Raw genomic sequence first — 12,882 nt, forward strand, 5'->3', positions numbered from 1 at the left:
TAGGATAAGAACCATGGTTGACGTGCACTTTTTCGCCGCTGCCCGGGACGCCGCAGGTTGTACCCACACCAGCCTTGGCAATGCAGATGTCCCGGCAACGTTGGGCGAGCTTCTACAATATCTATCCACTACCTTTACTGGCACCACTGGCGCTGGTACTTCCATGGCAGAGGTACTTGAGCGCTGCTCTTTCTTGTTGGATGGTAAATCCGCCACCGCCGAAACCCCGCTGAGTGGCGTCTCTCGCGTAGATGTACTTCCGCCTTTTGCGGGCGGTTAAGACCGCGCGCGCAGCGGGCTGGTGAAGAAATTAACAATGCCGGAGATAATTGCTAGCACGATGGCGCCCAGGATGGCTGGCCAAAGTCCATCGACGTGGAATTGCGAGCCTTGGAAACTCAGCAGATTAAACAGCCACTCTGCTAGCAGCAACACGATGCCGTTGATGACTAGTGCAAACAGTCCCAAGGTGATACACGTCAGCGGCAATCCAACGACGCGGAGGATTGGTGCAACCACCGCGTTAACGATGACGAACACCGCCGCCAGAACCAAGAATGCCGTTAATTCGTTGCCTTGCGTAGCTGTTAGTTCAATTCCTGGGATGAATTCCACGACTGCCCATAAACCGGCGGCAATGGCGATAACGGTTAAAATAAAATTCCACAAAGTACTCATATAAGGAAAGTATAAGTGAGTTTTCCCTTATGCCGTGGAACTCGATCTAGCCTATGTGCCACCCTATTTGGCGCATTACACAAGTGGCAGGTAAGCTAACTCTCGCCTGTTTATAGGCAAAGCTGGAGACGTGCCAGAGCGGCCGAATGGGGCTCACTGCTAATGAGTTGCCCTTCTAACGGAGGGCCGGAGGTTCAAATCCTCTCGTCTCCGCCAGCTAGAAACCCCTGCGACTGCAGGGGTTTCATTTATTGAAGAACGCGCATTGTTCGGTGTAGCTAATTAATATCCGCCGGTACTGCGTTCATTCGGGGAAATGCGTTTTATCGTCAATTACGTCGCGTCGTTACGTTTTTTGGCGCGATTGTCCACTAATTCACAAAAACCGCGAACCTTGTAACGCAGAAGTCTTGCAATGCGATTGCGATTGTTCTATCATGAATCAATCAACGCGGAGCGCTGTATCGATAGTTCTTGAGGCTGGCTCGTCACGGTTTGTTGCGATGATTTTGTAACCGCTCGGTGAAGATCGGTTTTTGCGCTTGGTCAATTGGCTTATGTCCGCAATAATGCTGGCGCATTTGACGATCGCCCCCCTAGGATGGGGGTGCTTTTGGCGCCTTAAAAATGCAAGGTTTTGCGTTTGGATCTAGGGGTAAAAACGCTCTGACCATGGGTTTGTCGCACAATTAATTAAATTCAACGGGTGTAGATGTCGGATTGAATGGTAGCGGGTATTGCGCATTCCAGTGGGCATCATGAATACTAAAAGGCACAAGTTCGTCACAAGGCGGGCTCACATCTACTTGAAAGGATCGTATTATGATCTCCGACCTCATCACTGCACTGTCCACCGCTTTCGCACGCGTAGTCAACCTTGTTGGTGGCGGCCTGGACGGCGTCTTCGACGCTGTTGGCCAGCTGTCCTCCGGCATTTTCGGAGCGTAGTCTCCTTGGCCCAATTAGGGTCAGCCTTGACAGGCGAAAGCGTTACCAAGCGACACTTTCTGCACCTTTGACAGGTGGTTGAAAGGGTCGCTTTTCACGTTTTGTTTTGAACTTTGGCTAAGTGGGTCCTACCCCTGGCGTCATAGCGAAACATGGAGCAGATTCTTTTCACCGGTGTAAAGAATCTGCTCCATTGTCCGCACTAATGCTGAAACTATCGCCCGTGGAAGATCTGGCATCGAGTTGCATACCAAGGGATCGGGAACATCGTTTGGAACAGTTTCTGGTATTTTTGGGGGACGAGCCATCATTTTGGACGCTTAGTTTTGCAGGTATCTAGCGAAGGGATGCGCTACATCAGTGTTAAACGAACAGTATCTATCTTGATGTTGCATATAAGGCGCGATGGTGGCCCTGTAGCCTATTTTCCGCCTAAAACGAGTGTTGCAGCACTAGAAAAATCAAGCAGAGGCACTTTTCGATAATTAGTTTGACAACCAGTCAGAGTTTAATACCCGGGGATAGTTTGGGGTTCAATGCCTTGGATTGGCTGGTGTGATAAGTAAATTGAAATGGCCTAATAAACTAGATCATTAATCAGTAGTTACACTTAGGTTGCGGTTACTAGTACGAATAGTGAATACTGTAGTACTGTATCCAACGAGCTCGTCAAAAGTCGAGCTCTGATCTCTTGAAAGGAATACACAATGATCAATGACATCATCACCGCAGTTTCCACCGCTTTCGGCCGTGTAATCAACCTCGTTTCCGGCTTCCTCGGCGGCGCTGAAGAGGGCGGCGTTTTCGGCGCTATCTCCCAGCTGTCCTCCGGCGTTTTCGGAGCATAGTCTCTCCGGCCTGATTAAAGGTCGGCCCTAACAGGCGAGAGATATTAAGCGGCGTTCCCAGCACCAAATGGTGTGGGACGCCGTTATTTTTATGCCTGAATACGGGGAGTCAGGCAAGTTCCGGGGATTCGGGTTAGAGGCCCTGGTTGGGGAATTCTCCTATGGTGCCAAGTTGGTCGTTGTGGGCATCCCAGAAGAAGGTCAGGATAGCGGTGTAGTTGGGGCCTTCAGTATTCGAGCCACCCGCTTCCTCCAAAGCTTCCCAGCCTTTGTAGGTGACGATGAGTCGGGTGCTTCTGTCCTCGATGCTCATCACTTGCTGTGGGTAGGCGGAATCGATCCGAATGTATTCATCTTGGTGGAAGAAAAACAATTGGGTGCCAAATTGAGAATTGACCTTTGGCTGCTTAACCAGTACCGCGTCGCTCAAATTGGAGCAGGGGTCGTAGTTGCGGTCGGCTTTATAAGGCCAAGCAGTGTGCGGGGCACTGGGGGCGCAAGGGTGGCAATCGCATCGGTGAAAGCGCTGTTGGATGGCGAGATCCCGCAATCGTCAGGTGGAGGTTCGGGTGACACTTCAGGTGCGGCAGAATCAGACGAAAGCTTGCTCCGTTAATGACTCGGTAGGTTGTTTTGCTTCTCCACTGGTCGGGGATGCAGCGACAGCCATCGTGCTGGGCGAGGTCTCCTCAGCAGCGTCATCACCGGTGGAGCAAGAGGCGAGTCCGAAACTAAGCAAACTTGAGGCGACAACGGTGTATGGGCGCCGCATTATGGGTGCTTCTTTGGGCGTCGATAGTAGTCTCGATCGTACGTTGGTTATTGTGCGTCAGGAATGGGTATCTGGCAGTCGGGGTTGCGGTGGAAAGCATTTAGTTTCTCTTGGTTAGTTAAAAATTGGTCTTAAGGTGCTCAGATGGCCTTTCGGCAATTCGCATCTGGGCAGTCTAAGCTGGTGAGAGCTGAAGAAAATTTTCCTTTGGGAACGATGCGGTCTGTGGAGGTGCGCATGAGCGATATGACTAAAGAGTCTATTGATGTCTTAGACGATTGGCTGAAGACTGACAAGACTATCGACCCGAAAGATGCGCCTCGATTACAAAAGCTTCTGGCGGAGACACCGCTCCAAGATGTTATCGCGCTCGTGGAGCGTCACAACGCCGTGCGCGCGGCCTTAGCATTGCGACTTTTGCCACGGCAGCGCTCCATTGAAGTCTTCGATGCCTTGGACTCAGCGCACCAGGCAGATCTCATCGATGAACTCGGAAACGCCGAGGTCTTTGAATTTTTTGACGAACTAGGTCCAGATGACCGGGTTTCCCTGCTTGATGAGCTGCCAGCGGAAATTGCTGATCGCCTGCTGCGCTCTTTGAACCAGGATAAACGCGATGTCACCGGCGTGGTGTTGGGTTACCCAAAGGGAAGCATCGGCCGGCGCATGAGTCCGCAGGTGCCGCAGATTTACCCCGAGATGACTGTCGTCGAAGCCTTGGCGCGGGTCCGCGAGACTGCGGATGAACTAGAAACCATCTACACCTTGCCGGTTACGCGCAAAGACCGCCGGTTAGTGGGAGTTATTTCTTTCCGCACCTTGTTCACTGCGCGCGGAAACCGCTTGGTTGAAGACTTAATGAGCGACCCAGTCTTTGCCTATGCACACGATGACGCAGAGGAGACCGCCCGCTGGTTTATGCCGTTGGACTTTCTTGCTATGCCGATCGTGGATGAGTCCCGTCGCCTCGTGGGAATTTTGATGTGGGATGACGCAGCGGACATCCTAGAGGAAGAAGATACTGAGGATTCGGCGCGCTCTGGCGGTACGGAAGCTTTGCAGCAGCCATATATGTCCACGCCGCTGTTGAAGTTGGTGCGCTCGCGCATCGTTTGGCTTCTAGTGCTTGCTGTCTCGGCACTACTGACAGTAAAAGTATTGGACAGCTTTGAAGACACCCTCGCCGCAGCCGTGGTGCTTTCGCTGTTTATTCCCTTGCTAACGGGTACTGGCGGTAACACTGGAAACCAGGCGGCAACTACCGTCACGCGTGCTTTAGCACTCGGTGACGTTCGCTCCAAAGACTTCATTCAAGTGCTCTGGCGTGAGCTACGCGTGGGCCTAGTTCTGGGCAGTATGCTCGGTGCCTTGGGCTTTATTCTGGCCACTTTTGTCTACGGACTAGACATTGGCATCGTAATCGGACTGACCCTGCTGTTGATCTGTACGATGTCAGCCACTGTTGGCGGACTGATGCCAATTTTGGCTAAGACTATCGGTGCCGACCCAGCAGTATTCTCTAACCCCTTTATCTCGACCTTCTGTGATGCGACAGGTCTCATCATCTACTTCCTCATTGCAACCTCGGTGCTAGGTTTGTAAAGGTCTGTATTAGCAAAAACACTCAAATTCCCTGAATTACGTCGATGTAATTTACCTAGACGATCGGGGGTGATTTGGGTGTATTTTTGATATCAAAATAGGCGAGAATTCCTTTCTTGTTAAGAAGTTTTGTAGGTTGTCCGTAGCACCCTTTCTGTGAATAGAGTCTCTTTCAGCCTTCAAGTTGGTGAGAATTTCGTTTATGCTCTGCACGATTTCCACCACACTGGCGCTTGGGGTCTTGGTTTATGGAAAGTAGCACCGAGATGAATTAGGAGCACACAATCTTATGTCGACCCCAGTAACGCACGAATCGACGCACGAAGCGGCAGGTGAAGAAGACAAGGGGCCCAAACCGCAAGAATGGCGCCGCCAATTAACCGGCCTCTTCGTCGGCCTAATCCTGGCCGCATTGGTTTACCTATTCTTCCCTTCCAACTCAGTTGAGACTGTTATGGAATCAACTGGTGCGGATCCAGAAGGAGAGTACACGTACCAGTCCCTGCGCATTGTTGCCGCCACTACCGTGCTCATGGGCGCGTGGTGGATGACAGAGGCAATTCCGCTCGCAGCAACTGCTTTGCTGCCTATCGTCATCTTTCCGATCACCGGCGTCGCAGAATTTTCTTCCGTCGGCGGGCCTTATGCTTCATCCACGATTTTCCTATTCATGGGCGGTTTCTTGCTGGCCCTTGGCCTACAGCGCTGGAACCTACACCGTAGGTTGGCGCTGTATGTGGTGAAGATTGTCGGTACTTCGCCAAAGCGCCTCATTCTCGGCTTTATGATTGCCACTGGCTTTATGTCCATGTGGGTATCCAACACCGCGACCGCCGTGGTTATGTTGCCAATTGGCATTTCCGTGTTGCAGCTCACCGCTGAAACCGTCGGTGGAATGAAAAACCAAAAGAAGTTTGCTACGGCGCTCATGCTGGCTATTGCTTACTCCGCATCGATCGGCTCTCTAGGAACCTTGATTGGTACCCCGCCAAATGCCTTGCTTGCCGGGTACATGAAAGAAGCACACGGAGTCACCATTGGCTTCGGCCAATGGATGCTGGTGGGTATGCCCGTTGCCATCGTCTTTACCGTTATTGCATGGTTGGTTCTTATAACCGTGTTCAAACCAGAAATGGATCACATCCCCGGTGGCAAGGAACTCATCAACGATGAGGTTGAAAAGCTGGGCAAGTGGACCGGTCCCCAGATTCAAGTAGGCATCATCTTCCTGTTGGCGGCATTTACCTGGGTTGCAGTTCCATTGCTTATGGACACTATGGGGTGGGATTTCCCTTATGACGACGCCATCGTGGGTATGACTGCAGGCTTGTTGATGTTCATTCTTCCCGCGGACCGCAAGACTGGTGTGCGCCTGCTGGACTGGAAGACTGCAAATGAACTGCCGTGGGACGTCCTGCTGCTTTTCGGTGGTGGCTTATCACTATCCGCAATGTTTACCGCGTCAGGCTTGTCCCTATGGATCGGTGAGGTCGCTAAGGGGCTGGGAAGCCTCCCAATCTTCTTGCTCATGGGCGCGGTTGCAGCCTTGGTACTTATCCTGACGGAGTTCACATCCAACACGGCAACCGCAGCGACCTTCCTGCCGATTATGGGAGGCGTTTCCGTTGGTATCGGCCTGACAGCAAGCGGCGAAATTAACGTTCTGCTCCTGACCATCCCAGTCGCGCTAGCCGCAACGTGTGCCTTTATGATGCCGGTGGCCACCCCGCCAAACGCGATCGCCTTCGGCTCGGGTTATGTCACCATCGGCGAAATGATCAAGGGCGGCGTCTGGCTCAACCTTATTTCTCTGGTTCTGATTACCCTGGCCGCTTACTTTATCGCTGTGCCGGTATTCGGGTTGGTGTTCTAGCCGCATCCTCCATAAAGTCCAGTACTCCGCCTCCGAGTGCTGGACTTTGCTTTGCTTGGAAGTGTTTACAAAGAGCGCATGAATTGCGCTAAAAATCGCTAAGAAACCTGTCGTAACCAGCGGTTTTGTTAGTTTACTAAAGTGTGAGTATAGTTAATCAACGTTGCAGGGAACACCGTTTAGGAAGTTCAAGGCAATGGAACGCGCCCGTAGCTCAACGGATAGAGCATCTGACTACGGATCAGAAGGTTGGAGGTTCGAATCCTTTCGGGCGCACAAAGAAATAGCCCCTTACCAGCAGAAATGCGGTAGGGGGCTTATTTGTATTGTGGTTGGGGGTTCAATAAATCACACGTTAATCACACGGTTTGATTTTTTAGGGCATTTCCTAGAGTTCTAACGCCGCCGTGTAGTCTCCAGCGTCCCCCGCTTCAATGTAGAATTCCTCAGTGATTTTTGTAGAGCCGTGACCTAGTTGCAGCGCCGCCGCCTTAGCCCCGTGGGTTCGTTCAATCTTTGTTGCCACGGTAGGCCGGAAGTCTTTCAACCGAACATGCTTTAACTCTTCACCCCGGGCTTCACGCCATGCACGATTGACGTTAGCCAAACTAGTTAGCCCGCCACTTCGGTTAGGGAATACCAAATCACTTTCACGGTTCACCCAACGTTCCATGAGCATTGCAGTGGTATCGGCCGGCAACTTATTTACTCTTAGCCCGCTTCTAGTCTTAGTCACAGGTTGCCTTACTAGCCCTTTGCCCTGTCCTTTGCCGCCCTTTAGCTCAATGACGATGCCAGTGACTTTTACAGTCGCCGGGGTAGCGGAGAGGTCTACATCTTCCCACCTCACGGCTAGAGCTTCAGCAGGCCGCATGCCCGTGCCACTCAGTAGCTTCACGATGCCGACTAAGTCCATGAATTTACGGGGTGTCTGCCACTGTTCCGCTAATTCAATAGCCCGTGTTTCATCACGCTTAGATAGCGCCTGTGGCTCACGTTTAACGCCCTTATGCAGTAGTGCACCCGCTGTAGGGTTCTCGTTCCAGGCAACAACACCTTTACTCATGACCATCTTGAATGCACCGGAAAGCATGATTTTGCACAGTTTCGCGGTTGATGGAGCGCGGTAAGAAACCAGTTCCAGCCATGTTGAAACATTGTCAGTGGTCACATCTTCCAGCGCCATTGATGCTAGGTTCCATTCACCGCGTTCACCTCGCAGCGTGCTAAATAGTTGCCTGTATTTATCTAGTGTCTGTGTGCGTACTTGACCGGTTTGTTGGACTACATCACTAGATAGGTCATGGATTACTTCACGGCTGTCGATCCATGCTGTTGCTAGTTCCAGCACGGTTGATTTGCCTGTGAGCACGTTAGGGGTTGATTCAGGTGCTTTCTTGCCGTAGACCTTACGCCTGGCCGCCGCTGTTACTTTTTCTTTCGCAGCGGTTCGTGTGGGTGCATCTGCCTGTACGTAGCGTGTTACGCCGTCAACGCACCCTACCCTTACGCGTGCGCGATACTTTATTGGTTTGTTGCTCACCTTTTTTGTGAACAATTCTCCTAGTTCGCCAACGCTTAGTGCTTTCCTCGCCATTGTTAGTGCCTTTCGCCTTAGGGCGACCCCCCACACTGGAAACATTGAGAATGCCTAGTTCACGTGCCTTGGCAATCATCCGCCCGGCTGTAGCTGTTGATGTTTTGAATGCATCCGCTACCGCTTCTTTCGGTGGTGTGCCTAGCCCTATTGCCGATAGGTACACCTCAGCTACAGCCGCGCTTACCTTGGACAGGTCACCTTTCGGCCATTCTTTACGTAAGGCTTCAAAGTCGAAACGTTCTGAAAGTACATCAGGTTCAGTTGGTGCGCTAACCGTGTAGCTACTACCTATCAAATCATTGAGAAACGGTTCAGCCATTGCCGTTAATTTGCCGTAGGGGATTGCTCGCAGCCGCCCCGGGGAAATTCCGAGTTTCGATGATTCAAAGGGCGTTGCACGCACGTCGGAGCGCACAATCACCGCAGGCTTACCGGTCTCTTTGTAAAGGGTTAGCGTCACGGCTAAGTTCTGTTCACCCTCGCCAAAGCATTGCGCGATGTAGTAGCCGGGATCTTCCTCTAACGCTTCTATCAGCAGCAATGACCATTCGTTCATGTGTCCAGTGTGGTCGGTCGCTATCCAGTTTTCAAACTAAATCAAACAGAATAATTTTGATTCACTTTACATAGTAGATCAATTCATGTATTCTCACAATTAGTAATCCGGTTGACATACCGAATCATATAGTTTTAATCGACCCCCTACCAGGAGATACAGATGAGGATCATCGACAGCTTTAAGCCCGAAGAACTAGCACAAGAACTAGGTTCCACCACTGGCACCCTCGCAAACTGGCGCAGCACAGGAAAAGGCCCAAAATTCGTGCGCATCGCCGGGCGTATCCACTACATGCGTGCAGACGTAGAGCGGTGGATCCAAGACCAAATCAACGCCGCCTAAACCCACCACCACAACAGGAGACACCACAGCCATGCACGACCTACTAGTAATCCCACAGACCGGTAACAACATTCCCGCGCCACACCTCAACCACCAGGACGCGAAACAAGTATTCGCAGACTGGCAGGCATACGGCAACGAACCTAGCCCGAAACCGGTCAAAGAGTTCTGGACTATCGCAGTAGCGCACTGGAAAGACGGCAAGTTCACCATCACGTCACAATTCAATATCCCCCGCCGAGATGACCACCAGGAGCCACAACTAGCCACCGTGACCGTGCTCAGCTTCCAGCACTCACACAACGCCCATGTAACCATCAACCAGGCAGCAGCCTAGGAGCACATCATCATGCATAACCCACAACTTCCAGACTGGATCGACATTGAGACACACCGCGTTAGCGCGTCATACCACGTGGTAGACCAAATTGGCGTTACACCTATCGGTATTACAGGCCATAAGTTGACCGCCATTGTCGATGACCTAATCACGTTTCTAGGCAGCCTCGAAGAACATTCGGATGACTATGAGCTAACAAGCGTCATCCACCACGGCGCTAATGATTCATCACTGGAGATCGTTATTACCAGTATTTCGGATGCCGCCGTAGCTACTGTGTACGCCGTCCAAAACTAGGCCAAAAGGAAACGCCCCCGGGAGCCAAAACCAGGGAGCGTGTAGAGCCAAAGCCATGACCACAACAGGAGAGTATCCGCATGACTAGCAACACTGATTATACCACGTTAAGCCCGTTAGAACTAGCCATAATCAACGGTAATCCAGGGTTTAACACCCGCGTCACCGTAGATATGAACACGGGTAAGCCCTACGTCTATATCCGTTCCGATGATAAAGAGTGGAGCGGGGAAACCTTGACCGTTGAACAGGTCGATGCGCTTATCGCCACCTTGCAGCAGGCACGCGATAATGCCGCCGAATACCTAGACGTTATCCCGTTCATGCCCGCATAAATCTGGACAACGCTGACAGTGTGCGAACTTTATGCACATGGAATACATGACCTACGAAGAAGTCCAGGCACACACCGGGCTAAGCCGTGCATCAATCCTTAAACGTATCCGACAAGGACGGCTAAACCCGGTCAAAAGTGCATACGACAACCGACGCAACCTATTTCCCCGCAAAGAAGTAGAAGCACTCAATGACCGAATCCCAGCAGCCTAAGAAGCACAAGAAACGGCTAACCAAGCAGCACAAAAACTTTGTTCGCTTTAGCTACGAAGTCTTAGCCGGGATATATAACCCGCCGTGGGTAGCCGAAGCACCCGAAGCGGTACAGCGTGCATATCTGGCAGGCCAGGGCATGGCGTTAAAAGAATGTGCAGAAGCAATGTTTGGTGGTTCGACCGTCTTTAATCCTGACATCTGGAAAACCAAACTTCACGAATACGCCAAAGAAGTCGGAGATCCACGACTCAACCGATAAGAAAACCCCCGCTAGTGCTGGCAGGCATAAATAGCGGGGGTGGAAAGAAATCTAATGACGATTCTACACCAGGCAACAGACACACACAACAAAACCAGCATCAACATGCAAGCGTTCAAAGCATGGCAAGCAGGCATGAAACGCCGCTACCACGCCGCCCAACGATGTGAACCGCTTGCACACCGCCCCGGTGATGACCGTGGCTTCTCGATGCACTGGAGCAACTAGCCTAGCCACCCTTACAAACCCAGGAGCCTTAAAAGTGCCTATCTCCCCGCGTGAACAAGCACGCCGTGACGGTGTACCCGAAGATCAATTACACCACTACCCAGACAACCTAGACCTAGACATGAGAGAGCTACACCAGGACACCGCCACAGCCGCGCCACAGCGCCTAGCAGCCGTGCCTGAACCTAGCAGGCGCATCAACTTATTTAGCGCGTCCACGGTCAAATCAGAACACCTAGACTGGTTAATCCCTAACTGGATACCCCACCGTTCAATCACCTTACTGGCAGGGCGCGAGGGGCTAGGAAAATCAACCATTGCATCCGGTATCGCAGCAGAAGCGACCACAGGCAAACTAACCGGTAAACCTATCAATGTTGCCTACGTTGCTACCGAAGATTCACTATCCATCACGGTTAAGCCACGTCTACAGGCAGCAGGAGCAAACCTTGACCGCACATTCTTGCTCAACGTCACAACCGAAGAGGGGCACGAGGGGGCGTTAAGTCTCCCCGGTGACATCAATCGTTTAGGTGATGCCCTTAAAGACCATGATGTAAAACTAGTCATTCTCGATGCCGCTAAATCTGCCATGCACTCCAGTCTTGACGGTTATCGCGACGATGACGTGAGACAGTTTCTAGAGCCACTAGCAGGCCTATGCGATGCCCTAGATATCGTTGTCATTGGCTTAGTGCATTTCGGTAAACGTGAATCGACAGACCCCGGCAAACTAATTCTAGGGTCTATCGCCTGGAGCCAGATAGCCCGTTCAGTTCTATCGGTAGCAGTCGATGACGAAGGCACCCTAGTAGTTACCAACACCAAAGGGAACCTAGCGCCTAAACAGGTATCGCGTGAAGCCCGTATTGAGTCTGTCACCGTACCTACAGATGACGGCAAAGCAACAGAGGTCGGCCGCATTGTGTGGGGCAATGAGACAGACCGATCCGCATCCGAGCTACTGGTATCGCACGATGACGATGATGACCGAAGTGAAGCGGAACTGATTGTTGTTGACTTCCTTATCTCGCAGGGTGGTTCAGCGCCGGCTAACGATGTGCGTAAGCAAATCATGGCAGCCGGCCTTACCTGGAAAACGGTACAGAACAACCGCAAGAAATGGGGCGTAAACACTACTCAGCGTGAGGGTGGTTGGGTGTGGACTTTAGAGCAAGCACATCCCGCCGCTATGTCCCGTACACGTGGGGGTCGGGATGTGGGATATGAGCAGGTAGACACCACTAAATCACGTCCCGAAGAGGGGCACATCCCACGTCCCACGAACGACGATACTAACCGGGATGTACCCGAAAACCAACCATCATTGCCGATGAAATCAGCGTGATAGGAGCGTTCCGTGAGTGAAAAAATAGAGCGAATCATCCAGCCCGCCCGGCCGGTCGATGCCGAAAATAAAGACCCCTTAGCCGAAGAAGTAGTAACCGCCTGGAGCGTAGGAATGGGGCGTAATGAGATAGCGCGCACCTTAGGTATCACCCGCTACCGAGTCAGCAAAATAGCAGACACCTACGGACTAGAGTTCAACGCCGAAGCGACACAGCACGCCACCAAAGCACACGCGGAATACGCCCAACGTGACCGTGCGGAGCTTGAAGCCCGGTTCGCCGCCCTGGCACACACAGAGCTAGACAAAGCCGAAGAAGCCGATGATGACCAATCCCGGTTCATTCATATCCGCAACGCCGCAATCTCAGCAGACAAATCAATAGCCCTGGCAGATAGCGCCCACAAACTCAACCACGGCGTAGACGATGCCGAAGAGGGCAACCGCCTTGTCAGTATCCAAATGGGGCTAATGATGAACCAGGCCGAGCGGGTTAGGGAAATCATGCAAGACCCTACCCCTGGTAAGAAACAGCCCGATACTAACGATCCGTTCGGTCATCTCAGAGTCGCAACGGATGATGAACCTCCCTAAGCCATAGGCAGGACAATCACCAACCACAACCAATATCAACGG

General features: G+C 52.0%; 18 protein-coding genes and 2 tRNA genes. 16 read left to right on the plus strand and 4 right to left on the minus strand.

Annotation, left to right across the window (positions count from 1 at the left end; translation table 11 throughout):
- Positions 1-13 precede the first annotated feature (13 nt).
- A complete protein-coding gene (locus CSTAT_RS01165) occupies positions 14-280 on the plus strand; it encodes a MoaD/ThiS family protein (RefSeq protein ID WP_075722190.1) in 267 nt (88 codons plus the stop codon).
- Here the strand turns inward: CSTAT_RS01165 and CSTAT_RS01170 are convergent.
- Positions 277-678 carry a phage holin family protein gene (locus tag CSTAT_RS01170; protein ID WP_075722191.1) on the minus strand — a complete coding sequence of 134 codons (402 nt, stop codon included), beginning with the start codon at positions 676-678 and terminating at the stop codon, positions 277-279. The two genes, CSTAT_RS01165 and CSTAT_RS01170, sit on opposite strands and share 4 nt — an antisense overlap.
- Before the next feature lie 124 nt (positions 679-802).
- Here CSTAT_RS01170 and CSTAT_RS01175 point away from each other — a divergent pair.
- From CSTAT_RS01175 to CSTAT_RS13390, 3 genes are all read left to right on the plus strand, one after another.
- Positions 803-894 (plus strand) — tRNA-Ser (locus tag CSTAT_RS01175).
- Between the two features lie 606 nt (positions 895-1,500).
- Positions 1,501-1,626 carry a hypothetical protein gene (locus CSTAT_RS13890; protein ID WP_272867664.1) on the plus strand — a complete coding sequence of 42 codons (126 nt, stop codon included), beginning with the start codon at positions 1,501-1,503 and terminating at the stop codon, positions 1,624-1,626.
- Between the two features lie 707 nt (positions 1,627-2,333).
- Entirely contained in the window at positions 2,334-2,474 is a 141-nt protein-coding gene (locus CSTAT_RS13390) for a hypothetical protein (RefSeq protein ID WP_156845074.1), read from the plus strand.
- Positions 2,475-2,607: 133 nt separating this feature from the next.
- Here CSTAT_RS13390 and CSTAT_RS01180 read toward each other — a convergent pair whose 3' ends face one another.
- On the minus strand, positions 2,608-3,024 hold the full coding sequence (locus CSTAT_RS01180; protein WP_083640579.1) for an LppP/LprE family lipoprotein: 417 nt from the start codon (positions 3,022-3,024) through the stop codon (positions 2,608-2,610).
- A 459-nt stretch (positions 3,025-3,483) separates the two neighbouring features.
- Between CSTAT_RS01180 and mgtE the strand changes: the two genes are divergently transcribed.
- The 3 genes from mgtE (at position 3,484) to CSTAT_RS01195 (ending at position 6,997) form a co-directional block, all read left to right on the plus strand.
- Positions 3,484-4,848: a magnesium transporter gene (mgtE, locus tag CSTAT_RS01185; RefSeq protein WP_075723757.1), complete on the plus strand. Its 1,365-nt coding sequence runs from the start codon at positions 3,484-3,486 to the stop codon at positions 4,846-4,848.
- A 289-nt stretch (positions 4,849-5,137) separates the two neighbouring features.
- On the plus strand, positions 5,138-6,721 hold the full coding sequence (locus CSTAT_RS01190) for an SLC13 family permease (RefSeq protein ID WP_075722193.1): 1,584 nt from the start codon (positions 5,138-5,140) through the stop codon (positions 6,719-6,721).
- 203 nt (positions 6,722-6,924) lie between these two features.
- Positions 6,925-6,997, plus strand: a tRNA-Arg gene (locus CSTAT_RS01195).
- 112 nt (positions 6,998-7,109) lie between these two features.
- Here CSTAT_RS01195 and CSTAT_RS13270 read toward each other — a convergent pair.
- Positions 7,110-8,264 carry a tyrosine-type recombinase/integrase gene (locus tag CSTAT_RS13270; protein ID WP_169833249.1) on the minus strand — a complete coding sequence of 385 codons (1,155 nt, stop codon included), beginning with the start codon at positions 8,262-8,264 and terminating at the stop codon, positions 7,110-7,112.
- Positions 8,212-8,877, minus strand: a complete 666-nt coding sequence (locus tag CSTAT_RS13575) for a hypothetical protein (protein ID WP_075722195.1) — start codon at positions 8,875-8,877, stop codon at positions 8,212-8,214. Before CSTAT_RS13575 ends, CSTAT_RS13270 begins: the two co-directional genes overlap by 53 nt.
- Positions 8,878-9,039: 162 nt before the next feature.
- Between CSTAT_RS13575 and CSTAT_RS01210 the strand changes: the two genes are divergently transcribed.
- The 9 genes from CSTAT_RS01210 to CSTAT_RS01245 all read left to right on the plus strand — a co-directional run bounded on the left by CSTAT_RS01210 (position 9,040) and on the right by CSTAT_RS01245 (position 12,840).
- Positions 9,040-9,222: a helix-turn-helix transcriptional regulator gene (locus CSTAT_RS01210; protein ID WP_075722196.1), complete on the plus strand. Its 183-nt coding sequence runs from the start codon at positions 9,040-9,042 to the stop codon at positions 9,220-9,222.
- A gap of 31 nt (positions 9,223-9,253) precedes the next feature.
- A complete protein-coding gene (locus CSTAT_RS01215) occupies positions 9,254-9,559 on the plus strand; it encodes a hypothetical protein (RefSeq protein WP_075722197.1) in 306 nt (101 codons plus the stop codon).
- Positions 9,560-9,571: 12 nt separating this feature from the next.
- Positions 9,572-9,859: a hypothetical protein gene (locus tag CSTAT_RS01220; RefSeq protein ID WP_075722198.1), complete on the plus strand. Its 288-nt coding sequence runs from the start codon at positions 9,572-9,574 to the stop codon at positions 9,857-9,859.
- An 80-nt stretch (positions 9,860-9,939) separates the two neighbouring features.
- Complete coding sequence (locus CSTAT_RS01225; protein WP_075722199.1) at positions 9,940-10,194, plus strand: hypothetical protein; 255 nt, start codon at positions 9,940-9,942, stop codon at positions 10,192-10,194.
- 37 nt (positions 10,195-10,231) lie between these two features.
- Complete coding sequence (locus CSTAT_RS01230; RefSeq protein ID WP_169833250.1) at positions 10,232-10,408, plus strand: helix-turn-helix domain-containing protein; 177 nt, start codon at positions 10,232-10,234, stop codon at positions 10,406-10,408.
- A complete protein-coding gene (locus CSTAT_RS01235; protein WP_075722200.1) occupies positions 10,386-10,670 on the plus strand; it encodes a hypothetical protein in 285 nt (94 codons plus the stop codon). Before CSTAT_RS01230 ends, CSTAT_RS01235 begins: the two co-directional genes overlap by 23 nt.
- A 54-nt stretch (positions 10,671-10,724) precedes the next feature.
- Complete coding sequence (locus CSTAT_RS13395) at positions 10,725-10,898, plus strand: hypothetical protein (RefSeq protein WP_156845075.1); 174 nt, start codon at positions 10,725-10,727, stop codon at positions 10,896-10,898.
- A 34-nt stretch (positions 10,899-10,932) separates the two neighbouring features.
- Positions 10,933-12,246 carry an AAA family ATPase gene (locus tag CSTAT_RS01240; protein ID WP_075722201.1) on the plus strand — a complete coding sequence of 438 codons (1,314 nt, stop codon included), beginning with the start codon at positions 10,933-10,935 and terminating at the stop codon, positions 12,244-12,246.
- Between the two features lie 12 nt (positions 12,247-12,258).
- Positions 12,259-12,840 (plus strand): hypothetical protein, encoded by a 582-nt coding sequence (locus CSTAT_RS01245; protein WP_075722202.1) that lies wholly within the window; start codon positions 12,259-12,261, stop codon positions 12,838-12,840.
- The last annotated feature ends 42 nt before the right edge of the window (positions 12,841-12,882 follow it).

The sequence above is a fragment of the Corynebacterium stationis genome (assembly GCF_001941345.1).
Classification (GTDB): domain Bacteria; phylum Actinomycetota; class Actinomycetes; order Mycobacteriales; family Mycobacteriaceae; genus Corynebacterium; species Corynebacterium stationis.